20 protein-coding genes are annotated in these 22746 nt (G+C 67.7%); all 20 read right to left on the reverse strand.

Annotated elements, in window-relative coordinates; translation table 11 throughout:
• Positions 1-8: 8 nt before the first annotated feature.
• The 20 genes from hisD to SOM10_RS05180 all read right to left on the reverse strand — a co-directional run bounded on the left by hisD (position 9) and on the right by SOM10_RS05180 (position 22723).
• Positions 9-1316 carry a histidinol dehydrogenase gene (gene hisD, locus SOM10_RS05085; RefSeq protein WP_320489763.1) on the reverse strand — a complete coding sequence of 436 codons (1308 nt, stop codon included), beginning with the start codon at positions 1314-1316 and terminating at the stop codon, positions 9-11.
• Positions 1316-2746, reverse strand: a complete 1431-nt coding sequence (locus tag SOM10_RS05090; RefSeq protein ID WP_320488743.1) for a hypothetical protein — start codon at positions 2744-2746, stop codon at positions 1316-1318. The genes hisD and SOM10_RS05090 overlap by 1 nt, the downstream gene beginning before the upstream one ends.
• Positions 2747-2859: 113 nt before the next feature.
• The gene (dnaE, locus tag SOM10_RS05095; RefSeq protein ID WP_053096735.1) at positions 2860-6378 is read right to left on the reverse strand and encodes a DNA polymerase III subunit alpha; all 3519 of its coding nucleotides are present in this window, start codon (positions 6376-6378) and stop codon (positions 2860-2862) included.
• A 71-nt stretch (positions 6379-6449) separates the two neighbouring features.
• Positions 6450-7571 carry a hypothetical protein gene (locus SOM10_RS05100; protein ID WP_320488745.1) on the reverse strand — a complete coding sequence of 374 codons (1122 nt, stop codon included), beginning with the start codon at positions 7569-7571 and terminating at the stop codon, positions 6450-6452.
• Positions 7558-8142 (reverse strand): RNA polymerase sigma factor, encoded by a 585-nt coding sequence (locus SOM10_RS05105; RefSeq protein ID WP_072591451.1) that lies wholly within the window; start codon positions 8140-8142, stop codon positions 7558-7560. The genes SOM10_RS05100 and SOM10_RS05105 overlap by 14 nt, the downstream gene beginning before the upstream one ends.
• A gap of 31 nt (positions 8143-8173) precedes the next feature.
• Positions 8174-8773, reverse strand: a complete 600-nt coding sequence (locus SOM10_RS05110; protein ID WP_320488747.1) for a GNAT family N-acetyltransferase — start codon at positions 8771-8773, stop codon at positions 8174-8176.
• Positions 8774-8815: 42 nt separating this feature from the next.
• Complete coding sequence (locus SOM10_RS05115; RefSeq protein WP_053096743.1) at positions 8816-9736, reverse strand: RluA family pseudouridine synthase; 921 nt, start codon at positions 9734-9736, stop codon at positions 8816-8818.
• Positions 9737-9738: 2 nt separating this feature from the next.
• Complete coding sequence (gene lspA, locus SOM10_RS05120; RefSeq protein ID WP_072592313.1) at positions 9739-10329, reverse strand: signal peptidase II; 591 nt, start codon at positions 10327-10329, stop codon at positions 9739-9741.
• A 51-nt stretch (positions 10330-10380) separates the two neighbouring features.
• The gene (locus SOM10_RS05125) at positions 10381-10989 is read right to left on the reverse strand and encodes a DivIVA domain-containing protein (RefSeq protein ID WP_053096747.1); all 609 of its coding nucleotides are present in this window, start codon (positions 10987-10989) and stop codon (positions 10381-10383) included.
• A 152-nt stretch (positions 10990-11141) separates the two neighbouring features.
• Complete coding sequence (locus SOM10_RS05130; protein WP_053096749.1) at positions 11142-11441, reverse strand: YggT family protein; 300 nt, start codon at positions 11439-11441, stop codon at positions 11142-11144.
• 3 nt (positions 11442-11444) lie between these two features.
• Positions 11445-11909, reverse strand: a complete 465-nt coding sequence (locus SOM10_RS05135; protein WP_053096751.1) for a cell division protein SepF — start codon at positions 11907-11909, stop codon at positions 11445-11447.
• 43 nt (positions 11910-11952) lie between these two features.
• On the reverse strand, positions 11953-12657 hold the full coding sequence (locus SOM10_RS05140; RefSeq protein WP_320488750.1) for a YggS family pyridoxal phosphate-dependent enzyme: 705 nt from the start codon (positions 12655-12657) through the stop codon (positions 11953-11955).
• Positions 12654-13805 carry a cell division protein FtsZ gene (ftsZ, locus tag SOM10_RS05145; RefSeq protein WP_053096755.1) on the reverse strand — a complete coding sequence of 384 codons (1152 nt, stop codon included), beginning with the start codon at positions 13803-13805 and terminating at the stop codon, positions 12654-12656. Before ftsZ ends, SOM10_RS05140 begins: the two co-directional genes overlap by 4 nt.
• Positions 13806-13980: 175 nt before the next feature.
• Positions 13981-14928, reverse strand: coding sequence for an FtsQ-type POTRA domain-containing protein (locus tag SOM10_RS05150; protein ID WP_320488752.1), 948 nt, complete (start codon positions 14926-14928; stop codon positions 13981-13983).
• 3 nt (positions 14929-14931) lie between these two features.
• Positions 14932-16329, reverse strand: coding sequence for a UDP-N-acetylmuramate--L-alanine ligase (gene murC / locus SOM10_RS05155; RefSeq protein WP_053096759.1), 1398 nt, complete (start codon positions 16327-16329; stop codon positions 14932-14934).
• Positions 16330-16393: 64 nt separating this feature from the next.
• The gene (locus SOM10_RS05160; RefSeq protein WP_053096761.1) at positions 16394-17470 is read right to left on the reverse strand and encodes a UDP-N-acetylglucosamine--N-acetylmuramyl-(pentapeptide) pyrophosphoryl-undecaprenol N-acetylglucosamine transferase; all 1077 of its coding nucleotides are present in this window, start codon (positions 17468-17470) and stop codon (positions 16394-16396) included.
• The gene (ftsW, locus tag SOM10_RS05165) at positions 17467-18705 is read right to left on the reverse strand and encodes a putative lipid II flippase FtsW (protein ID WP_320488753.1); all 1239 of its coding nucleotides are present in this window, start codon (positions 18703-18705) and stop codon (positions 17467-17469) included. Before ftsW ends, SOM10_RS05160 begins: the two co-directional genes overlap by 4 nt.
• On the reverse strand, positions 18674-20212 hold the full coding sequence (murD, locus tag SOM10_RS05170; protein WP_320488754.1) for a UDP-N-acetylmuramoyl-L-alanine--D-glutamate ligase: 1539 nt from the start codon (positions 20210-20212) through the stop codon (positions 18674-18676). The genes ftsW and murD overlap by 32 nt, the downstream gene beginning before the upstream one ends.
• Positions 20202-21314: a phospho-N-acetylmuramoyl-pentapeptide-transferase gene (gene mraY / locus SOM10_RS05175; protein WP_053096767.1), complete on the reverse strand. Its 1113-nt coding sequence runs from the start codon at positions 21312-21314 to the stop codon at positions 20202-20204. The genes murD and mraY overlap by 11 nt, the downstream gene beginning before the upstream one ends.
• Entirely contained in the window at positions 21311-22723 is a 1413-nt protein-coding gene (locus SOM10_RS05180) for a UDP-N-acetylmuramoyl-tripeptide--D-alanyl-D-alanine ligase (protein ID WP_320488755.1), read from the reverse strand. The genes mraY and SOM10_RS05180 overlap by 4 nt, the downstream gene beginning before the upstream one ends.
• Positions 22724-22746: the final 23 nt, after the last annotated feature.

Here is a 22746-nt window from a genome sequence, read left to right on the forward strand (position 1 = left end):
GACCGATCCTACGCGGTGAAACGCGCCTCGATCGCCTCGCCGTGCGCGGGGAGCACTTCGGTCTCGGCGAGGGCGACGACCCCCTCACGGACCTCGGCCAGGGCGGCCCGATCGTAGGAGATCACCTGCTGCGGACGAAGGAACGTGTAGGCGCCGAGTCCCGGCGCATAGCGCGCCTGTCCCCCGGTCGGCAGAACGTGGTTGCTGCCCGCCATGTAGTCGCCCAGACTCACCGGCGTGTGGTCGCCGACGAACACCGCACCTGCGCTCGTGAAGCTGTCGGCGGCGTCCTCGGCATCCTCGAGGTGAAGTTCGAGGTGCTCGGGAGCGTACGCATTGCTGAACGCCGTGGCCATGGCACGGTCGTCGACGAGCACGATCGCGGACTGCGGTCCGTCGAGAGCTGCGGCCACCCGGGTCGCGTGACGGGTCGCGCCGGCCTGCCGCGCCACCTCTTCGGCGACACGATCGGCGAGCTGAGGCGAGTCGGTGACGAGGACGGCCGAAGCCTGCTCGTCGTGCTCGGCCTGACTGACGAGGTCGGCGGCGATGAGACGCGGGTCGGCGGCGGCATCTGCGACGACGAGGATCTCTGTGGCCCCCGCCTCGGAGTCCGTGCCGACGACCCCGGCCACTGCCCGCTTGGCGGAGGCGACGTAGTTGTTGCCGGGTCCTGACAGCACGTCGACCGGGTCGAGTCCGATGCCGGCGACGCCGTGCGCGAAGGAACCGATGGCGCCGGCGCCGCCGATGGCGTACACCTCCGTGATGCCGAGGAGGCCTGCCGCGGCGAGGATCGTGGGGTGGACGCGACCTCCCTGATCCGCCTGGGGCGGTGAAGCGAGCGCGATCTGCTCGACGCCCGCGACCTGGGCGGGGACGACGTTCATGATGACGCTGGAGGGATACACCGCCTTGCCGCCGGGGATGTACACGCCCGCGCGGTGCACAGGCTGCCAGCGTTGGGTGATCGTCGCGCCGGCGCCGATCCGGGTGATCCGACGTTCGGGAACCTGGGCTTCGGAGGCGATGCGCACCCGGCGAATCGCCTCGTCGAGGGCATCGCGGACACCAGGCGCGAGGGTCTCGAGAGCATCGGCGATGTGCTGCGCGGGCACGCGGATCTCATGACCCGTGACACGATCGAAGCGTTCAGCCTGCTCGCGCAGCGCCTCTTCGCCGCGCTCGCGCACGTCCTCGACGATGCGCGTGGCGGTGTCGAGAGCCTCGGCCCGTGCCTGGGTGGCTCGCGGCACGGCCGCGAGCATGTCAGCCGGCGAGAGCGTGCGCCCTCGCAGATCGATCGTGCGCAAGATCAGCCCTTCGTGATGTCTGAGATGTCGTGCAGGTAGCCGATGCGACCGTCGTCGTGTCGGATGACATAGGCGCCACCGCGGTCCTCGATGACGAGCGCCCACGCATTCGGTCCGATTCGGAAGATGACCTCGCCGCGTTCGTCATGCACGTCCCGCTCGGTCGGCGCGAGGATCCAGAAGGGCTGCGGGGTCGAGTAGGCGTCCTGAGGGCTCGTCGCGGCGAAGTCCGAGTCGTGTTCGACGGCGGGGAACGCGGTCGTCTCGGGCGACGAGACATCGCGCGCGGTCGCACCGAGAAGCGACTCGATGCTTCCGGTGTCGGACACGATCTCGGGTTCCTGGCCGCGCGACCGGCGCGAGTACGCCGGGGTGTACTCCTCATCGGAGGTCGTCTCCTCGGTCCCGGTCCCCCCGCCCGACGCGTGGGAGGACAGCGGCACCTGCTCGGCGACATCGAGACGGGCGACCTCATCGGTCGCTTGCTCACGGGACAGTTCGACGTCGATCCCCTCCGCCGAGGGTGTCGTGTAGGCGGTCGGGGCAGCGTCCGTCGCGTAGGCCGTCGGTGCGGCGTCCGTCCCGTAGGCCGTCGGCGCGGCGTCCGTCCCGCAGGCGTCCGTCACGTAGGCCGTCGGCGCGGCGTCCGTCCCGTAGGCCGTCGGCGCGGCATCCGTCGCGGCGGTGTGGGCCTCAGGAGCGACATCGCTCGACGAGGCGGGCGATGCGTACGACGCAGGTCGCAGGTCCGTGTCGGCCGAAGCATCGGCCTCGACGGCGACGGGAGCGTCGGCGCCCGGGGCGGCAGGCTCGGGGCGGGGACGCGCGATGACCGGTCGGACCGGATTGGCGTTGCGGTGCGCGAGCGTGACGAGTCGGCCCTGGAAGTCTTCCTTGAGGCCGGGCACCAGCGGAGCGAAGACCGTGAGGACGACGAGCGCGAGCGCTGCGAGCAGCTGAACGACGCCGTTCCAGGGCAGCCCGAAGACACTGAACTCGATCGCGAACGCGACGGCGTTCCAGAGTGCGCCGAGCCAGAAGACCGCTGAGACGGAGAACGCCACGGAAGCGAACTGGTCGATCCCCAGCGAGCCGACCCGGCGGATGCCGTCGGGTGAGAAACGGCGGAGGACCAGCAGGAACACGGCGACCGTCGGCACGCCGATCGGGAGGACCCACTGGATTCCGGCACCCCAGATGGACGAGTCCCCGACGTACGGGAAGAACGACGCGATGAAGGCGATCAGCCACACGCCGACGATGAGCAGCTCCCGCAGGGTGAATCCGAGGATGCCGTACTCCGGCGTCACCTCATCGTCATAGAGGACGCCGTCGTCATCGGAGAAGTCCTCGTCGAGAGGTGACTCGTCTGACGCCGACGACCGGTCTGCAGCTGAGTCGTCACTGTTCAGGAAGGGTGATTCCGTGCTCATGGGGAGGGTCCTTTCGCCACGGTGCAGAGCCTTAGTCGTCGTGCACCCGAACGCGTCCCGATACTACCCGGTGCGTCCGTGAGGACCCATCGAGCGGCAGCGTCCGCTGGTGCTCAGCCCAGGCAGGTCGGCCCGAGCAGCGATTTGAGATCTCCGAACAGATCGGCCGAGACCTTGACCGGCATCGGCACGTCGAAGACCTTCGCCGTGCCGCCGCGGTGCACCCGCAGCACGACCTCGGTGTCCCCGTTGTGACGGCGCAGCACGTCGGCGAGCTCGTGCATCACCCGCTCCGTCGCCCTCTGCTCGGCGAGCACGAGCGAGAGCGGACCCGCGGCGTCGAAGGAACCGACATCCGGCGCGAACGCCGACTGCGCATGCAGGTTGAGTCCGTCATCGCGCTTCGACACCCGGCCGCGCACGGCGAGGATCGAGTCCTGCTGCAGGATGTGCTGGAACTCGGTGTACGTCTTGCCCATGAACATGACCGTCACCTCGCCGTTGAAGTCCTCGACGGTGATCATTCCGTACGGATTGCCACTGGCCTTCGCGACGCGATGCTGCACGCTCGTGACGAGACCGGCGACGGTGACCTGCTCACCGTCCTGCATGTCCTCCGAGTTGATGAGGTTGTGGATCGAGATCGACGCGTGCTTCGCCAGCGGCACCTCGAGCCCGGCCAGGGGGTGGTCCGACACGTAGAGCCCGAGCATCTCGCGCTCGAAAGCGAGCTTGTCCTTCTTGATCCATTCGGGGCGGGCGGGCACCTTGGCAGGCGGCGCCTCTTCCATTCCGTCGTACAGACTGTCGAAGTCGAAGCCGATCGCACCCTGTGCTTCGTTCCGCTTGCGATCCACAGCCGCCTCGACGGCATCCTCGTGGACTTCGAGCAGCGCGCGGCGCGAGTCGCCCATCGAGTCGAACGCGCCGGCCTTGATCAGAGACTCGACCGTGCGCTTGTTCGAGACGTGCAGCGGGACCTTCTCGAGGAAGTGATGGAACGAGGAGAATCGCTCATCCTTGCGGGCCGCGATGATGCCCTCGACCACGTTGCTGCCGACGTTGCGGACGGCACCGAGCCCGAATCGGATGTCGTCGCCGACAGCGGCGAAGTACTTGATCGACTCTGAGACATCGGGCGGGAGCACCTTGATGCCCATTCGACGGCACTCATTGAGATAGAGCGCCATCTTGTCTTTCGAGTCGCCGACGCTGGTGAGCAGCGCGGCCATGTACTCGGCGGGATAGTGCGCCTTGAGGTAGGCGGTCCAGTATGAGACGACCCCGTATGCCGCCGAGTGCGCTTTGTTGAAGGCGTAGTCCGAGAACGGGAGGAGGATCTCCCAGATCGCGTTGACGGCACCGTCGGAGTACCCGTTCGCGTGCATGCCGGCTTGGAAGCCCTCGAACTGCTTGTCGAGCTCGGACTTCTTCTTCTTGCCCATCGCTCGGCGCAGGATGTCGGCCTGGCCGAGCGAGAACCCGGCCACGCGCTGGGCGATGGCCATCACCTGCTCCTGGTAGATGATCAGGCCGTAGGACTCGTCGAGGATGTCGGCGAGCGATTCGGTGAACTCCGGGTGGATCGGTGTGATCGGCTGCTGGCCGTTCTTGCGCAGCGCATAGTTCGTGTGCGAGTTCGCACCCATCGGACCCGGGCGGTACAGCGCGATGAGGGCGGAGATATCGCCGAAGTTGTCCGGACGCATCAGGCGCATCAGCGATCGCATCGGCCCGCCGTCGAGCTGGAAGACGCCGAGCGATTCGCCGCGACCGAGCAGCTCGTAGGCGCCGCGGTCATCCAGGGCGAGGTGTTCGAGGTCGAGCTCCTCCCCGCGGTTGGTGCGGATGTTGTCGAGAGCGTCCGAGATGATCGTGAGGTTGCGGAGCCCCAGGAAGTCCATCTTGATCAGCCCGAGCGACTCGCAGGACGGGTAGTCGAACTGGGTGACGATCTGGCCGTCCTGCTCGCGGCGCATGATCGGGATGATGTCGAGCAGGGGCTCGGACGACATGATCACACCGGCGGCGTGCACGCCCCACTGGCGCTTCAGACCTTCGAGACCGAGGGCGCGGTCGAAGACCGTCTTCGCCTCGGGATCGGTCTCGATGAGCGCACGGAACTCGCTCGCCTCCTTGTAGCGGGGGTGCGCCGAGTCGAACATGCCGTCGAGAGGCATGTCCTTGCCCATGACGGGCGGCGGCATCGCCTTCGTCAGCCGCTCGCCCATGCTGAACGGGAATCCCAGCACACGCCCCGCATCCTTCAGAGCCTGCTTCGACTTGATCGTGCCGTAGGTGACGATCTGAGCGACGCGCTCGGAGCCGTACTTCCTCGTCACGTAGTCGATGACCTCGCCGCGGCGACGGTCATCGAAGTCGACGTCGAAGTCGGGCATCGAGACGCGGTCGGGGTTGAGGAAGCGCTCGAAGATGAGACCGTGCTCGAGCGGGTCGAGGTCGGTGATCTTCATGGCATAGGCGACCATCGACCCGGCGCCCGAGCCACGGCCCGGACCGACGCGGATTCCGTTGTCCTTCGCCCAGTTGATGAAGTCGGCGACGACGAGGAAGTAGCCGGGGAACCCCATCTGCAGGATGATGCCGGTCTCGTACTCGGCCTGCTTGCGCACCTTGTCGGGGATGCCGCTCGGGTATCGGTAGTGGAGGCCCGCTTCGACCTCCTTGATGAGCCAGCTGTCCTCCGTCTCGCCGTCCGGCACGGGGAAGCGCGGCATGTAGTTGGCCGCCGTGTTGAATTCGACCTCGCACCGCTCGGCGATGAGCAGCGTGTTGTCGCAGGCCTCGGGGTGGTCGCGGAACAGCTGACGCATCTCTGCGGCGGTCTTGATGTAGTACCCGTCGCCGTCGAACTTGAACCGGTTGGGATCGTCGAGCGTCGAACCGGACTGCACGCACAGCAGCGCCTCATGGGCATCGGCCTCGTGCTGGTGCGTGTAGTGCGAGTCGTTGGTGCCGACGAGCGGGATGTTCAGATCCTTGGCGAGCCGGATCAGATCGGTCATGACCCTGCGCTCGATGGAGAGACCGTGATCCATGATCTCGGCGAAGTAGTTCTCCTTGCCGAACAGGTCCTGGAACTCGGCGGCCGCCGCACGTGCGGCGTCGTACTGGCCGAGGCGCAGTCGCGTCTGGATCTCACCCGAGGGGCATCCTGTGGTGGCGATCAGGCCCTTGCCGTATGTCTGCAGGAGCTCCCGGTCCATGCGGGGCTTGAAGTAGTAGCCCTCCATGCTCGACAGCGAGCTGAGACGGAACAGGTTGTGCATCCCCTGCGTGCTCTCGCTCCACATCGTCATGTGGGTGTAGGCACCGGAGCCGGAGACATCGTCGCTCTTCTGATCCGGGGAGCCCCATTGCACACGCGTCTTGTCGCTGCGATGCGTGCCGGGAGTCACATAGGCCTCGAGACCGATGATCGGCTTGACGCCCGCGGCGTTCGCCGCCTTGTAGAACTCGAACGCCGCGAAGGTGTTGCCGTGATCGGTCACGGCGATGGCCGGCATGTCGTAATCTGCCGCCGCCTGCGTCATCGCCGCGATCTTCGCCGCCCCGTCGAGCATCGAGTACTCGCTGTGCACGTGCAGGTGGACGAAGGAGTCGGATGCCATGCCTTCGAGTCTACTTTCGGCATCCGACATCGAGCGTCGCCGCACCTGCCGCTCCGGGGTCCTGCGTCGCTTCAGGGGAGCGAGTCCACGACGCTCACGGTGAAGACATGCCTCTCGTCTGCCAGGGATGCGGGGATCAGCGAAGAGGCGACGTCGAGCACCGCGGTCGTCTCCGTGACGAGCCCCGTGGTCGTGTCGATCGTGATCGAGCGCCGCTGAACCGCTGGCTGACCCGACAGAGCCTCTGTCGACGCCGAGAACCGCAGCGTCGCCGAGGTCGCATCGGCGGACACGATCTCAGACCCGGAAAGCATGCTGAGGGCGTCGTACATCGTCGCCCGCTCAGCACCCGACCCCATGTTGTACGACAGAAGCTCGATGAGGACCCACCCGACCTTGTAGTCCTGATCGCCCGCGACGATCCCCTGATTCTCTCGGATCCACGCGATGAGCGCCGCCGGGTCCGTGGGCATCGCCGAGAAGAACGCCACGAGCCCGTACCCGTCCGGGGTGGCCCAGGGTGCTGACGGCCCGTTCGAGAAGTACGGATCGCCGCCCGAGGCCATCGCCTCCTTGTGCGCCTGGGCGAGCGCCGCGGCGTCCGGCCCGAAGGTGTCGCTCACCGTCCAGGGCTGATCGGTGGCGAAGAACCACTGCTGCGTCGGGTCGGCCGGCGCATAGGAGTTCCAGGAGGAGCTTCCGCGCCAGGCGTTCTGAGCGTTCGACCGATCAGCCTGATACTGCCCGCCGTTCGGATCGGGCTGGTGATAGACGATCTGCTCCGACTGCGTGTGCACGCGCAGGTACTGTCCCGGTGCCAGCGTCAGGCCGGTGAAGGACCGAGCCGCAGTCGCGGCGGCGCCGAAGGCCCCCGCAGCCGTCATCGGCTCCTGTGTCGGCGCGGGCGTCGGCGACGGCTTCAGCGTCTGTCCTGGCTCCCGCGTCGGAACGGCCTCGATCACGGGCTTCGGCTGTTCGGTGAGTCCCGTGTTCACCAGCACGCCCGCCGTGGCCGCCAATGCGGCGCCCACGAGCACGCCGGCCACGAGCCGCTTCGGTGCGGCAGGGCGAGCGGACACCGAGGTCTTCCCCGCGGCGATCTCGCTCATCAGTCGAGCGCGGGCCGAGTCGAGATGCGAGTCCGCACCATCGACATCCGGCTTGGTCTTCTGAACCTTCTCAAACACGTCCACGGACTTCTCCTTCCTGCTGCATCTCGAACGAACGGGCCTTTCGCGCCGGATCGAGTCGCGTGCGAACGCGATTCAACCGGGAGCGCACGGTGCCCACAGGCACACCGAGAGTCTCCGCGATGTCTTCGTAGCTCAGCCCCTGCCAGGCGTAGAGCAGAAGCGTCTCTCGATCCTTGGGGGACAACGCCGCGATCTTCTGCCGCAGGGCACGCACTTCGCGCTCGGCGTCCACGCGCCGCATCGCGTCATCGAGTCCACCGAGCGACGTATGGTCCTCCCCGACGACCGCGGCGAATGAGCGCCAATGCCGTGCCTCGACGGCTCTGTGCCGACGGATGAGCCGCGAGGCGATTCCGAGCAGCCAGGGAGAGGCTGAGTGCTTGCTCAGGTCGAAGTCCCCTCGACGGCGGAAGGCGACGAGAAAGGTCTCGCTGAGCACGTCCTCGGCGGCATGGGCACCCACCCGATATGTCGCGAACGCGTTCACCGCACGTGCATGTCGGTCGAACAGCTCGGCGAACGCCTCAGGCCGACTCAGCGACCGCCGGATGATCTCACTGTCTGTGCTCACACTATGTATTGCCTCTGACGTGCAGTCGGGTTCACGCTTTCTTCGCTCTCTTCCGCGGATCTCGCAGATCGAGTCGCATGAGCACCCGCGGGAAGCCGTCGAGCGTCGAGCCGGTATCGGCCGCCTTCGCGAATCCGGCACTCTCGAAGAGCCCCATCGTGCCGACGTAGGCCATCGTGAGATTCACCGTCTCGCCACGGTTGTCGACCGGATACCCCTCGATCGCGGGCGCGCCGCTCTTCTTCGCATGAGCCACCGCTCCGTCGATCAGAGCGTGCGAGATGCCCTGTTTCCGATGGCCTGGACGGACGCGGATGCACCAGAGCGACCACACATCGAGATCGTCGACATGCGGGATCAGTCTGTTGCGCGCGAAGCTCGTCTCCCTGCGCGGATGCACCGCCGCCCAGCCCACGGGTTCGTCGTCGAGGTACGCGATCACGCCTGGAGGCGGATCCTGGTGGCAGAGCTCACGCACGCGCTCCGCTCGCTTATCGCCTCGCAGCGCCCTGTTCTCGGCGCTGCCGATGCGGTAGCTCAGGCAGAAGCACACGTTCGACGTCGGCTTCTTGGGGCCGACGAGAGCGGCCACGTCGTCGAAGTCGGTAGCGGGTCGCACCTCGATGCTCATGGGCTCAGTCTGACCCACACCGCCGACATCGACGACGTCGATTCACTCGCCGCGCAGGATCTCCAGGGCACGTTCGAAATCCGCGGGGTACCCCGACTCGAACTGCACCCACTCCCCCGTCGCCGGGTGGGTGAAGGCGAGCTTGTGCGCGTGCAGCCACTGTCGGGTGAGTCCGAGCCGTGCCGACAGCGTCGGATCCGCTCCGTAGAGCGGGTCGCCCGCGCACGGGTGCCGTAGGGCCGCCATGTGCACGCGGATCTGGTGCGTGCGTCCGGTCTCGAGATGGATCTCGAGCAGCGAGGCTCCCGGGAAGGCCTCGAGGGTCTCATAGTGGGTCACCGACGGTTTGCCGTCGGGAACGACGGCGAACTTCCAGGAGTGATTCGGATGCCGGCCGATCGGAGCATCGATCGTCCCCGTCAGCGGGTCGGGGTGCCCCTGGACGACGGCGTGATAGATCTTCTCCACCGTGCGCTCCTTGAACGCGTGCTTCAGCGACGAGTACGCCGTCTCGCTCTTGGCGACGACCATGAGCCCGCTGGTGCCGACATCCAGACGATGCACGATCCCCTGCCGCTCCGGAGCGCCACTCGTGGCGACCCGGAACCCCGCCGCTGCGAGAGCGCCGACGACGGTCGGCCCCTCCCATCCGAGCGAGGGATGAGCGGCGACGCCCGTGGGCTTGTCGACCACGACGATGTCGTCATCGTCGTAGACGATTCCGAGTTCCGGAACCGCGATCGGGATGATCCGCGGCTCCTCCTTCGGCTGCCACTCCACCTCGAGCCACCCTCCGCCGCGCAGGCGATCGGACTTGTCGAGCGTCACCCCGTCGACGCGCACGCCGCCCGCCGAGGCGACCTCGGCGGCGAAGGTGCGCGAGAAGCCCAGCATCTTCGCGAGTGCCGCGTCGACGCGCGTCCCGTCCAGCCCGTCAGGAACGGGGAGGGTGCGGAATTCCATGCTCAGCGTCCGTCCGCGGCGGCGGCATCCGGAGAGGCGGTACCCGGGCGAGAGGTCTCGCCTCCGGTCTCCTCGGCCAACGCGGCAGCCTCGGCTTCGTCATCGGTCTCCACAGGAGCGTGGTCACGCTCCCGGGTGCCGTCGAAGCGGAGTCCCAGCACGACGAGCAGCGCGACCGAGATCATCCCGGTGACGATGAAGATGTCGGCGACGTTGAAGATCGCCGGCATCATCCACGGCATCGAGATCATGTCGACCACGTGCCCCATGGGGAAACCAGGATCGCGGAAGAGACGATCGGTGAGGTTTCCGAGCACTCCACCGAGCAGGCAGCCCAGGACGACGGCCCAGAGGCGTGACTGAAGACCCAGGGCCTTCCACACGATCACACCGGCCACCACCGCCAGAGCGATGGTGAAGATCCATGTGACATCGGATCCGAGCGAGAACGCTGCGCCGGGGTTGCGCACGTAGTACAGCTGAAGGAACTCACCGAGCACCGGCACCGGCTGCTGGAGCGGCAGGTTCTCGGTCGTGAGGTACTTCACAAACTGATCGGCGGCCAGCACGATCGCTGCGAGAACCGCAACTATCGCGCCGGCCGCCGACCGACGAAGGGGACGGCGTCCTGGCAAAAGGACGACCTACAGTCCGATCGCGGAAACCGGAGTCGAGTCCGTCGACGCCGACTTCTCGTCGAGATCGCGGAGCTGACCCTCGATGTAGCCGCGCAGCTGCGAGCGGTAATCGCGCTCGAAGTTGCGGAGCTCGGTGATCCGGGCCTCGAGGGCGTTGCGCTCGCGCTCGAGACGAGCCGACTCTTCGCGCTGCTTGGCCTCGGCCTCCGTGCGGATGCGGTTGACCTCGCCTTCGGCCTCGGCGATGAGCTGGGCGCGCTTGGCCTCACCCTCGGCGACGTGCTCGTCGTGAAGGCGCTGAGCGAGCTCGATGATGCCGGCGGTCGCAGTCGCCGAACCCGACGGAGCGGGCTCCGCGGGAGCGGCAGCAGCAGGCGCAGGAGCCTCTTCGACCACGGCGGCGGGTGCCTCTGCAGCGGCTGCGGGAGCGGCCGGTGCATCGCCGGACTCGTACGCGGCCAGCTTGGCCTTGAGTTCGACGTTCTCTTCGAGGGCCTTGCGCCACTCGATGACGATCTCGTCGAGGAAGTCGTCGACCTCGTCCGGGTCGAAGCCGTCCTTGAAGCGGACGTGCTGGAACTGCTTGGTGACGACGTCATCCGGGGTAAGTGCCATGGTGGCTCCTTCGATGAGTTCGGTTGCCAGTTTGGAATGGCGTGGTCGAGATTCGGCGCGAACCCGGGGCGCGCACCTGGGAGCCAAGCATAGTCCCCGAGCCTGTCAGTCGCGATCCCGCGACACTCCAGAGCGCCGAAGTCCCAGGGGTCTCAGATGAAGCTTCGGACGACACTCATCAGGATCAGCACGATCAGGATGGTGATCGAGAAGCCGAAATCCAGGGAGAGCGAGCCGATTCGCAGAGGAGGGATGATCCGCCGGAAGAACCGGACGGGCGGATCGGTCACCGTGTAGACGAGCTCAGCCGCGACGAGTCCGGCGCCCTTCGGTCGCCACTCCCGATTGAACATCGGGATGTAGCTGAGAATGAGTCGGGCGAAGAGCACCAGCAGGTACAGCAGCAGAGCCAGATGTACGATGCTGGCGACGATGGAGACGACGAACCCCACGGTCTACGACTGGTCGAAGCCCGCGGACTCGGCGTCCGCGTGCGCGATTCCCCCGTGACCCGAGACCGCGATGTTCTCCGGCGACAGGAGGAAGACCTTCGACGTGACCCGCTCGATGCGGCCGTACAGGCCGAGCGAGAGTCCGGAGGCGAAGTCGATCAGACGGCGGGCGTCTGCGTCGCTCATCTGCGAGAGATTGATGATGACCGGCACACCCTCGCGGAAGCTCTCCGCGATGAGCTGAGCATCGCGATACTGCTTCGGGTGCACGGTGAGGATCTCGTTCACTGCCCCTCCTGCGGGCTGGCGCACGGCGACGGGGCGCCGTAGCGGGGTCACGGGCGCGGGAGCGGGCTCCTCGCGTTCGCGCTCGCGGTGCGAGCGGGCCGGGGTCGGCTCCTCCTCGTAGACCTCTTCCTCGTCAGCGAGGCCGAGATACACCATGGTCTTCTTCAGCGGGTTACCCATCGTGTCCTCCGGTTCGAACGTGTCGGGTTGGTCTGTTCACAGGTTAACCCCGGTCGGGGCGGGGTCCCGTGATTGCGGAGCCGATCCGCAGGTGTGTCGCGCCGGCCTCGATGGCCTCGACGAAATCGCCCGTCATCCCTGCGGACATCCAGGTCGCCGACGGCTCGACGGCGCGCACGCTCTCTGCGATCGAGTGCAGGCGCGCGAACGCGGAAGCGGGTTCCTCATCGAGCGGCGCGACCGCCATCACACCGCGAAGCCGCAGCGAGGGCAGCGTCATGATGTGCTCGGCGAGAGTGGCCGCCTCGGCGGGCGCGACGCCGCCGCGTCCGTGATCATCGGTGAGATTGACCTGCACGAGCACGTCGAGAAGGTCATCCCCGTCGGCCGCCCGATGCAGTGCGTCGGCCAGCCGGTCGCGGTCTACCGAGTGCACGGCATCCGCGCTGCGGCGGATCGCACCGGCCTTATTGGTCTGCGCCTGCCCGATGAAGTGCCACCGGAGGTCGAGGTCCGTCAGCTCGGCGGTCTTCGACGAGAGCTCCTGCTGGCGGTTCTCCCCCACCTCGCGCACACCCAGCGCGTGCAGCTCGCGAACGAGCGACGACGGGTGGAACTTGGTCACGACGATGCGGGAGATCTCCGCCGGGTCCCTGCCGGCCAGGCGCGCGGCGTCGGCGATCCGATGATCGATCGCCGACAGCCGCGCTGCCAGACCGGACCCGGCCTGGCCCTGCGCCTGCGTCACTTCAGGAATTCGGGGATGTCGATGTCGTCGTCCGCGAAAGCAGGCTCGATGCTCGTCGCCGGGACGCGCTGCTGCGGCTTCTCGGGCGCGGGCGCCTCGGCAGCGGGCTTGCTCTCCTCGTCGTTCGAGAGCGCCACCTCGGGCAGCGTGCTGGCCGCGGCGGGCCGCGAGACGACCATGGGGTCGAGGCGCAGCGAAGGCTCACCGCTGTCGAAGCCGGCCGCGATCACGGTGACACGCACCTCGTCGCCGAGCGTGTCGTCGATGACCGTACCGAAGATGATGTTGGCCTCGGGGTGCGCGGCTTCCTTCACGAGGTCCGCAGCGTCGTGGATCTCGAAGATGCCGAGGTTCGACCCACCCTGGATCGAGAGCAGGACTCCGTGAGCACCCTCGATGCTGGCCTCGAGGAGCGGCGACTCGACCGCGAGTTCGGCGGCCTTGATGGCACGGTCGGCACCGCGTGCCGATCCGATTCCCATCAGCGCCGAACCGGCGCCCTGCATGACCGACTTGACGTCGGCGAAGTCGAGGTTGATGAGACCGGGAGTCGTGATGAGGTCGGTGATGCCCTGGACACCGGCGAGGAGCACCTGGTCTGCGGTCGCGAAGGCCTCGATCATCGAGATGCCGCGATCGCTGATCTCGAGCAGACGGTCGTTCGGCACCACGATGAGGGTGTCGACTTCTTCCTTCAGCTTCACCACACCGGCTTCAGCCTGGCTCTGACGACGACGGCCTTCGAACGAGAAGGGCTTCGTCACGACGCCGATGGTCAGTGCGCCGATCGACTTCGCGATGCGCGCGACGACGGGGGCTCCACCCGTTCCCGTTCCACCGCCCTCGCCTGCGGTCACGAAGACCATGTCGGCACCGGTGAGCGCCTGCTCGATCTCCTCGGCGTGATCCTCGGCGGCGCGACGGCCGACCTCGGGGTCAGCGCCGGCGCCGAGTCCGCGAGTGAGCTCGCGACCGACATCGAGCTTGACGTCGGCATCGCTCATGAGCAGCGCCTGTGCGTCGGTGTTCACTGCGATGAACTCGACTCCGCGGAGCCCGAGATCGATCATGCGGTTGACGGCGTTGACGCCGCCACCGCCGACGCCGACGACCTTGATCACGGCGAGGTAGTTCTGGTTCTGGCTCATGGCCGGCCTCCGAATAGTCGAGCCTGTCTGGGGTAAGATTCCGCGGGCCGAACCTTAAACCTCAACTAGAGGTGTAAAGTATTTCCCGGTATTGGTTTCTCTTGTTCGAAGGTAAGCGTCACGTCCCCGCGCACACGCAGCGACACGGGCGTGTCGCCCGTTTGCCGTCGAAACCTCAGCCCACGACCACCGCATGCGGCGATGTGACATCGATCGTCGACGCCTCAGGATTGCTGAGCAGCGTCTTCGTGAGCACTTCGCTCTTCATCGGGGAGTCATCCGAGCTGCCCCAGACGACAGTCAGCCCGCTGCTGAGCGTCAACGTCACGTCATCAGCTGTCGTGGCCTGCACTCCGGTCAGCAGCGCTCGGAGATCAGCGGGCACCGAGCGCACCACGAGACCCGCACTCTCGAACGCGACCGAGTCGGTGCCGCCGTCGATGTCGAGCACCGGCTGTCCCGCCGGCTGATCGGAGGTCGTCGCCAGCGCGACGCCCGCGGCGTCGACGAGCGTATAGCCCGCATCCGAGCGGATCACGCCGACCGGCGTGCGCTCGACGATCCGCACCGTGAGATCGTGCGGCGGCTTCGCCTCGAGCGCATAGGTCTCGATCAGCGGGAATCCCAGCAGCGCGGCCTTGACCTCGCTCGAGTCGACCAGCGCCAAGGGGGTGCCCACCTGCTCGCCGAGGGCGGCCTCCACCGCCGCGGCATCCAGCGTCGTCGCGCCCACGACCGTGATCTTCTCCACGGCGAACAGCGGGCTGTACGCCGCGGCGGTGGTGCCACCGATCAGCAGGACGACAGCACCGACCGCGCTCAGCCAGATGATGCGACGCCGTCGGGAGCGCTGCGTGAACCGTCGGATCTCGGCCCGCAGCGCCTTGCGTCTCGCTCGCGCCGCCCGCCAGACGTCCCGCGTCGATGTCGGCCGCATCCCGGCATCCCCGTCGATGTCCGCACGGACGTCGGAGTCGAGGCCGACCGCCGCGGCCTGCGGACCTGTGCGTTCGTCCTGCTCGACGTCCCGCGCGCGCCCTCGCGTCGCCGGACCCTCCCGTCGCCTGGGCGTGTCCTCCGCGGTGCCCGCGGGAGGCGTGGGAAGCGGAGGCGGACGACGCATGCGTCAGACCTCGGTGGTCCGCAGAGACTCGAGCACCTGCGGGATGATCTGGTAGACGTTGCCGCAGCCGAGCGTGACGACGAAATCGCCGTCGCGAGCGACGGACGCCGTGTAATCGGCTGCCTGCTGCCAGTCGGCGACGAAGTGGACGTGCGACGGGTCGTGGAACGCCCCGCTCACGAGCTCTCCCGTGACGCCCGGGACCGGATCCTCGCGAGCACCGTAGACGTCGAGCACGACCGTGTGGTCTGCATACGTCTCCAGCACGTCCGCGAACTCGCGGAACATGTGCTGCGTTCGCGAGTAGGTGTGGGGCTGCTGGATCGCGATGATCCTGCCCGTGCCGGCGATCGATCGCATCGCCTCGAGAGCCGCCCGCACCTCGGTCGGGTGGTGGGAGTAGTCGTCGTAGACGGTGACGCCGCGCTCGACGCCGTGCTGCTCGAGGCGGCGGACCGTGCCGGCGAAGCCCTCGACGGCCTTGGCGGACTCGGTCAGGCCGAAGCCCACCGAGAGGAGGACCGCGATGGCGCCTGCCGCGTTGATGGCGTTGTGCACGCCGGGCACGGCGAGCTGGAGGCGCACGCTCTCGGCTCCGGAGCTGACGGTGGCCGAGACGGGCCCGGCCGCCACGATGTCGGTCACCCTGACATCGGCATCCTCCGCCTGCCCGAACGTCACGACGTTCGGGTGCGAGAGCCCCGCTCCCACTCGCAGGGCGCCGGCGTCGTCGCTGGAGATCACGACCGCCTCCGTGGCCGCGTCGGCGAACCGCACGAACGCGTCGTGGAACGCGTCGTCGGACCCGTAGTGGTCGAGGTGATCGGGGTCGACATTGGTGATCAGCGCGACAGCCGTGTCGTAGAGCAGGAACGTGCCGTCGGACTCATCCGCCTCGATCACGAAGAGCTCACCCGATCCGGTGGCGCTCGAGACGCCGAGCTGCTCGATCACGCCGCCGTTGACGAAGTTCGGGTCGGCTCCGAGCTGCTGCAGCGCGGTCACGATCATGCCCGTCGACGTCGTCTTGCCGTGCGCGCCGGCCACGGAGACCAGTCGACGCGATCCGATCAGCCAGTGCAAGGCCTGCGAGCGGTGGATCACGTGCAGCCCGCGCTGCTTCGCCGTGACGAACTCGGGGTTCTCCGGCCAGATCGCTCCGGTGTGGACGACCGTGTCGGCATCGCCGAGATGCGCCGCGTCGTGCCCGACGTGCACATCCGCTCCGGCGGCCGCGAGTGCGCGCAGGTTGTCGCTGTCGGCTCGATCGCTTCCCGAGACGCGGATCCCCGCGTCGAGGAACATCTTGGCGAGGCCGCTCATGCCGGATCCGCCGATGCCGATGAAGTGCGCGGAGGAGATCGACTCGGGGATCGGGAGGGAGAGGTCAGGTCTGATCATGTCGGTTTCAGTCTACTTTTCGGTGAGGACGATTCGGCGTCGAGGAGCCGTGTCGACGGTGAGATCAGGAGGACCGGAGGGCGCGATCCACGAGTGCGACGACGTTCTCCGTGCCGGTGCGGGTGCCCACCTGCTCGGCGGCGGACTGCATAGCCGTGAGCTGCTGCGGATCGTTCATGACGGGGATCACGAGGCGGCGCACCGCGTCGCCGTCGAAGGTGGCGTCGTCGAGAAGACGAGCGGCCCCGGCTGCCACGGCGGACGCCGCGTTCAGTCGCTGCTCCCCGTTGCCGACGGAGTACGGCACGTACAGCGCGGGGATCCCCAGGGCGCTGATCTCGCTCACGGTGGCTGCGCCGGAACGGGACACGATGAGGTCGGCGAGCGCGAAGGCGAGGTCCATCCGGTCGACGTATCGGCGCATGGTGTATCCCGGCACCTCGGGGTCGGCCAGATCACTGCGTTCGCCCGTGACGTGCAGCAGCTGCCAGTCGGCGGCCAGGATGTCGCCCCAGGAGTCTGCGATGGCCTCGTTCAGCCTCTGGGCCCCCAGCGACCCGCCGAAGACGAGAAGGACCGGGCGCGCCGGGTCGAGCCCGAAGTGCGCGGCGGCCTCATCGCGAGAGGCCGCGCGGTCGAGCTCGATGACCTCTCGACGCAGCGGCATGCCGACCACCTCGCCGCCGCGCAGGGGGGTTCCGGCGAATGCGACTCCCGTGGCCGCGGCGCGTCGAGCACCCAGCACGTTCGCGAGGCCCGGCTTCGCGTTGGCCTCGTGCACGACGAACGGCACGCGCTCACGGCCTGCTGCCACGTAGGCCGGGGCGGAGGCATAGCCGCCGAAGCCCACGACGACGTCGACGCGGTGAGCGCGGATGTGATCGCGCACCTGGGCGACGGCGCGGCGGAACCTGGCGGGGAACAACGCGGCCTGCTTGTCGGGCCGACGCGGGAACGGCACCTTGTCGACGATGAGGAGCTCATACCCTCGAGCCGGCACGAGTCGGGACTCGAGCCCCTCGGCCGTTCCGAGCACCAGGATCGAGGCATCGGCGTCCCGGGCGCGCAGCGCATCGGCGACGGCGAGCAGAGGGTTGACGTGACCGGCGGTTCCACCGCCGGCGAGAAGGTACGTGGTCACCGTGTGACCTTACCCCGCCCTGCTGAAGGGGTCCGTGCCGCCGAACGACCCTCGGCGACGGGGATCGTGCGCGCGAACGACAGCAGCACTCCGCACGCGATGAGGACGGCGAGGAGAGCCGTGCCTCCCTGCGACATGAACGGCAGCGGCACTCCCATGACGGGGAACAGTCCGATCACGACGCCGATGTTGAACACGGCCTGACCGGTGATCCAGACGGTGATCCCGCCGGCTACGACCCGGATGAACGGATCGGCGGTCTTGCGGATGATGTGGAAGGCACCGATGGTGAACAGCGTGAAGAGGGCCAGCACGACGATGCAGCCGATCAGGCCGAGCTCTTCGCCGACGATGGCGAAGATGAAGTCGTTGCCGGCGGCGGGCAGCCAGCCGTACTTCTCCTGCGAGTTGCCCAGCCCCACGCCGAAGATTCCTCCCGACGCCATTCCCCAGATCCCGTGGATCGACTGGTAGCAGTCGCCGGTGTACGCCGACATGTCGGAGCACGTCGCCGTGATACGACGCATGCGGTCAGGGCTCGTGACGGCCAGCGCGATGACGGCGACGACGCCGAGCAGCACCGGCAGGATGAACAGCCGGAGCTTCACCCCCGAGAAGAAGAGGCAGCCGAGCAGGATGATGACCAGCACCATCGCGGTGCCGAGGTCCTTGCCGGCGATCACCGTCCCGATCGCCAGGGCTCCCACGGGCACCACGGGGATGAAGACCTGATGCCAGGTGCCGAGCATGGTCTGCTTGCGCATCAGGACGTAGCCGATCCACAGCGCGAGGGCGAGCTTGAGGAACTCCGACGGCTGCAGGGTGAACCCGGCGATCATGATCCAGTTGCGGTTTCCGCCGTCCTCGATGCCGAGCGGGGTGAAGACCAGCAGCTGGAGCGCGATGGATCCGAACAGTGCCGGCCACGCCATGCGCTTGAGGAACGTGATCGGGAGTCGGGAGATCAGGAACATCAGCGGCACGCCGAGCACGGCGAAGATGCCCTGCCGAAGCGCGCCGTCCATCGGATTCTCACCCTTCGAGACCGCGGTCGCGCTCGTCGCCGAGAGCACCATCACGAGGCCGAAGGTCGTCAGCATCAGCGCAGCCGATGCGATCATCAGGAACTCGGTCGACACGGGGGTGAAACGACGCCCGAGCGACACTCTCGCCGCGAGACCGCGGGAGCCGGTGCTGCCGGGATCAGAGCGCGGGGGGCGTTCGACCTGCGTCATCGGTGCTCCCCCGGTCTATCCAGTCCCGCACCGCTTCGGCGAAGCGGTGTCCTCGATCCGCGTAACTGGAGAACTGATCGAAGGACGCGGCGGCGGGGGCCAGCAGAACTGTTCCCTCGCCATCGACGATTCCCGCGGCGATCTCCACGACGCGATTCATGACCTGACCAGTCTCGCCAGCATCCACCTCGAACACCGGAACCCCCGGCGCGTGTCGCTCGAATGCGGCGACGACGGCTGAGCGCTGGACTCCGATGACGACCGCCGCCCGGGCGGTGGTCCCGGCCGTGGCGACCAGCTCGCCGATGTCGACGCCCTTCAGGTCGCCGCCGACCACCCAGACCGCACCAGGGTATGCGCGGAGCGATGACGCGGCAGCGTGGGGGTTGGTGGCCTTGGAGTCGTCGACCCAGGTGATGCCGCGATGGCGGGCGATGACCTGGATCCGATGCTCGTCGAGACGGAACGACTGCAGAGCCGAGTGGATGGCGCGCGGCTCGACGCCCAGAGAACGAGCGAGCGCACTCGCCGCCAGGATGTTCTGCACGATGTGCGGGGCGGCCAGGCCGGCGTCTCGCAGGTCGGCGACGGTCGTGAGCTCGAGTGCGCTGCTGGCCCGGTCGTCCAAGAACGCACGATCGACGAGCAGCCCCTCCACCACGCCGACATCGCTGGGGCCGGGGATGCCGAGATCGAATCCGATCGCGCGGGCACCCTCGACCACCTCGGCGTCCTCGACCATGAGCCTGGTCGCCTCGTCGGCCTTGTTATAGACGCAGGCGACTCTCGTGTTGCGGTACACCAGGGCCTTCGCATCGCGGTACGCCTGCGCACTGCCGTGCCACACCAGGTGGTCGTCCGCGAGGTTCAGGCACACCGAGGCGTGCGGATACAGCTCGCCTTCGGTCTCGGAGAGTCCGAGGTACCAGAGCTGGTGGCTGGAGAGCTCGACGACGAGCACGTCGAAACCGGCGGGGTCGCGGACCGCGTCGAGAACGGGCACGCCGATGTTGCCGCACGGCGCCGCACGCAGACCTCCCTCGACGAGGAGCGACGCGGTCAGCTGCGTCGTCGTCGTCTTGCCGTTGGTGCCCGTGATGAGCACCCAGTCGGCCGGGGAGCCGTCGGCGCGGGTCACCTTGTCGCGCAGACGCCAGGCGAGTTCGACATCGCCCCAGAGCGCGATGCCGGCATCTTGCGCCCAGCGGATCACGGTGTGCGAGGGAGGGAATCCCGGCGAGGCGATGATGACCTCCGGCGCGAATGCGGTCAGAGCTTCAGGGACCCGGTCCAGCGTTCCCAGCTCCAGACGAGCACCGATCACGGGCAGGAGCTTGGCATACTCCTCCTCCGCCGACTCGGTCAGCACCAGGACGTCCGCACCGAGTTCGGTGAGCGTGTCCGCCACCGAGAAGCCGGTCATGGACAGTCCGAGAACGGCGACGCGCAGGCCCGACCAGTCGGCGTTCCAGCTGGTCAGCGTCGCGAGCCTCTCGTCAGTCGACACGAGTCAGCCACTCCACGTAGAAGAGTCCGACTGCTGAGATCGCGAGCAGGCCCGCGATGATCCACATGCGGACCACGATCGTGACCTCGGACCATCCGCGCATCTCGAGATGATGGTGGAACGGACTCATCAGGAAGAGTCGCTTTCCGCGCGTGATCTTGAAGTAGGCGCGCTGCAGGATCACCGATCCGGAGGCCAGGACGAAGACGCCGGCGATCACGAACAGCAGCAGCTCGGTGCGGGTGAGGATCGCCATCGCGGTGATGACGCCTCCGATCGCCATCGAGCCGACATCGCCCATGAAGACCTTCGCCTTGGGAGCGTTCCACCACAGGAAGCCGATCAGGCTCGAGGCGAAGGAGGCCGCGATGATCGCCAGGCTGAACGGGTCGCGGACCTCGTAGCATCCGCCGAGCGCGGCGGTCTCGACCCCCTCGCCCACGCACGACTGCTTGAACTGCCAGAACGCGATCAGGCTGTACGCCCCCACGACGATGACCCCGGCGCCGGCTGCGAGACCGTCGAGCCCGTCGGTGAGGTTGACGCTGTTCGAGGTCGCGACGCCGATGATCGAGATCCACAGCAGATAGAGCGCCCAGCCGAGGATCGCGGTGAACGCGAACAGGTTCAACCACGGGATGTCGCGGAAGAGCGAGATCGAGCCGGATGCCGGAGTCTGGTCGAAGGCGTTCGGGAAGTTCAGCGCGACGATGCCGAACGGGATCATCACGACGAGCTGCCCGATGATCTTGCGCCACCCCGAGAGCCCGAGGCTGCGCTGACTGCGCACCTTCATGTAGTCGTCGATGAAGCCCACTGCCCCGAAGCCGACCATGAGCCAGATCACGAGAAGCGCGGACAGCGCGGGAGTTCCGCCTCCGACGTACGTGGCCGTGAAGTAGCCGACCATCGTGCCGACGATGAAGATGACGCCGCCCATGGTCGGCGTGCCACGTTTGGCTTCGTGGTTCGGGTTCTCGATGGCCTCCGGGGTGCGGATGACCTGGCCCCAGCCCCACTTCCGGAAGAGCCGGAGGAAGACGGGAGTAAGAAAAAGAGTGAAGGCGAGCGATATGGCCGCCGCCATGATGAGAGATCTCACGAGAACAATTCTCCCAGACGATCGCCGAGGTGCCGGAGCCCTACGGAATTGGAGGACTTCACGAGCACCCGGTCGCCGTCGCGGAGTTCGGAGCGCAGGTACTCGAACGCGGCATCCTGGTCGGCGAAGAACACGGCCTCGCTGTCCCAGGATCCTTCGCCGATCGCGGAGATGAAGAGGCGGCGGGCCTCGGGGCCGACGACGACGATGCGCTGGATGTTCAGACGCACGGCGAGCAGACCGATCCGGTCGTGCTCCTCGCCCGCGGTCTCGCCGAGCTCGCTCATGGCGCCGAGCACGGCGACCGTCCGCTCGCCGGGACCGGTGATCTGCGCGAGAGTCCGCAGCGCTGCGGCCATCGAGTCCGGGCTGGCGTTGTAGGCGTCGTTGATGATGCGCACGCGGTCGCTGCCCATGGGCTGCATACGCCAGCGCTCCGCGATCTCGACCGTCTCGAGACGGTCGATCGCGTCGGCCGTCGAGACCCCGAGAACGCCCGCGGCGGCGATGGCCGCCAGGGCGTTGCCGACGTGGTGGGCGCCGAGCACCTGCAGGCGGAGCGGAAGACGCTCCCCCGCCGCGTCGATGACACACGAGGTGCCGGATGCCGTGACCTCGAGGTCGTGCGCCTGGACATCGGCCGCGTCGCTCTGACCGAAGCCGACGACCCGCATCCCGCGGGACGTCGCGAGCGCGCCCATCGCCGCGACGCGTGAGTCGTCGACGTTGAGCACCGCCGTACCCGTGGGCCTCGCGGCGGCGACGAGCTCGGACTTGGCCTTGGCCGTCGCCTCGATGCCGCCGAAGCCGCCCGCGTGCGCCATGCCGACCATCAGCACCACAGCGACGTCCGGCTCGACGAGTCCGGCGAGGCGGGCGATGCTGCCGGGCCCGTCGGCTCCGAACTCGCTGACGAGGAACCGCGTGCCGTACGTGATGCGCAGCATGGTGACGGGCGCGCCCACCTCGTTGTTGTACGAGTTGATGGGGGCGATCGTCTCGCCTTCGTCGGAGAGGATGCGGGCGAGGAAGTTCTTCGTCGTCGTCTTGCCGTTCGACCCCGTGATCCCGACGATCTTGAGGTCTCCGGCTGCGCGAACGCGGGCGACGACCTCGCGGGCGAGATCGGCGAGGGCGACGATGACGTCAGGGACGACGATCTGGGTGATCTCCTCGTCGACCGGGTGCTCGACGATCGCGAGCGCTGCCCCCGCAGCGAGCGCAGCGCCGACGAACCGGTGTCCGTCCGTCTCTGCGCCCGGCTTCGCGACGAACACGGAGCCGGGGGCCATGGTGCGCGAGTCCGTGTCCACGACACCGTCGATGACGGTGTCGGCGGTGGCAGAACCGGCGAGGCGGAGGTCACCCCCGAGGACGGCGGCGATCTCAGCAAGCGACAGGGCGATCATGACGTCTCCAGGCGCGGCGGGGC

This window comes from Microbacterium sp. CFBP9023, assembly GCF_034045055.1.
GTDB lineage: Bacteria > Actinomycetota > Actinomycetes > Actinomycetales > Microbacteriaceae > Microbacterium.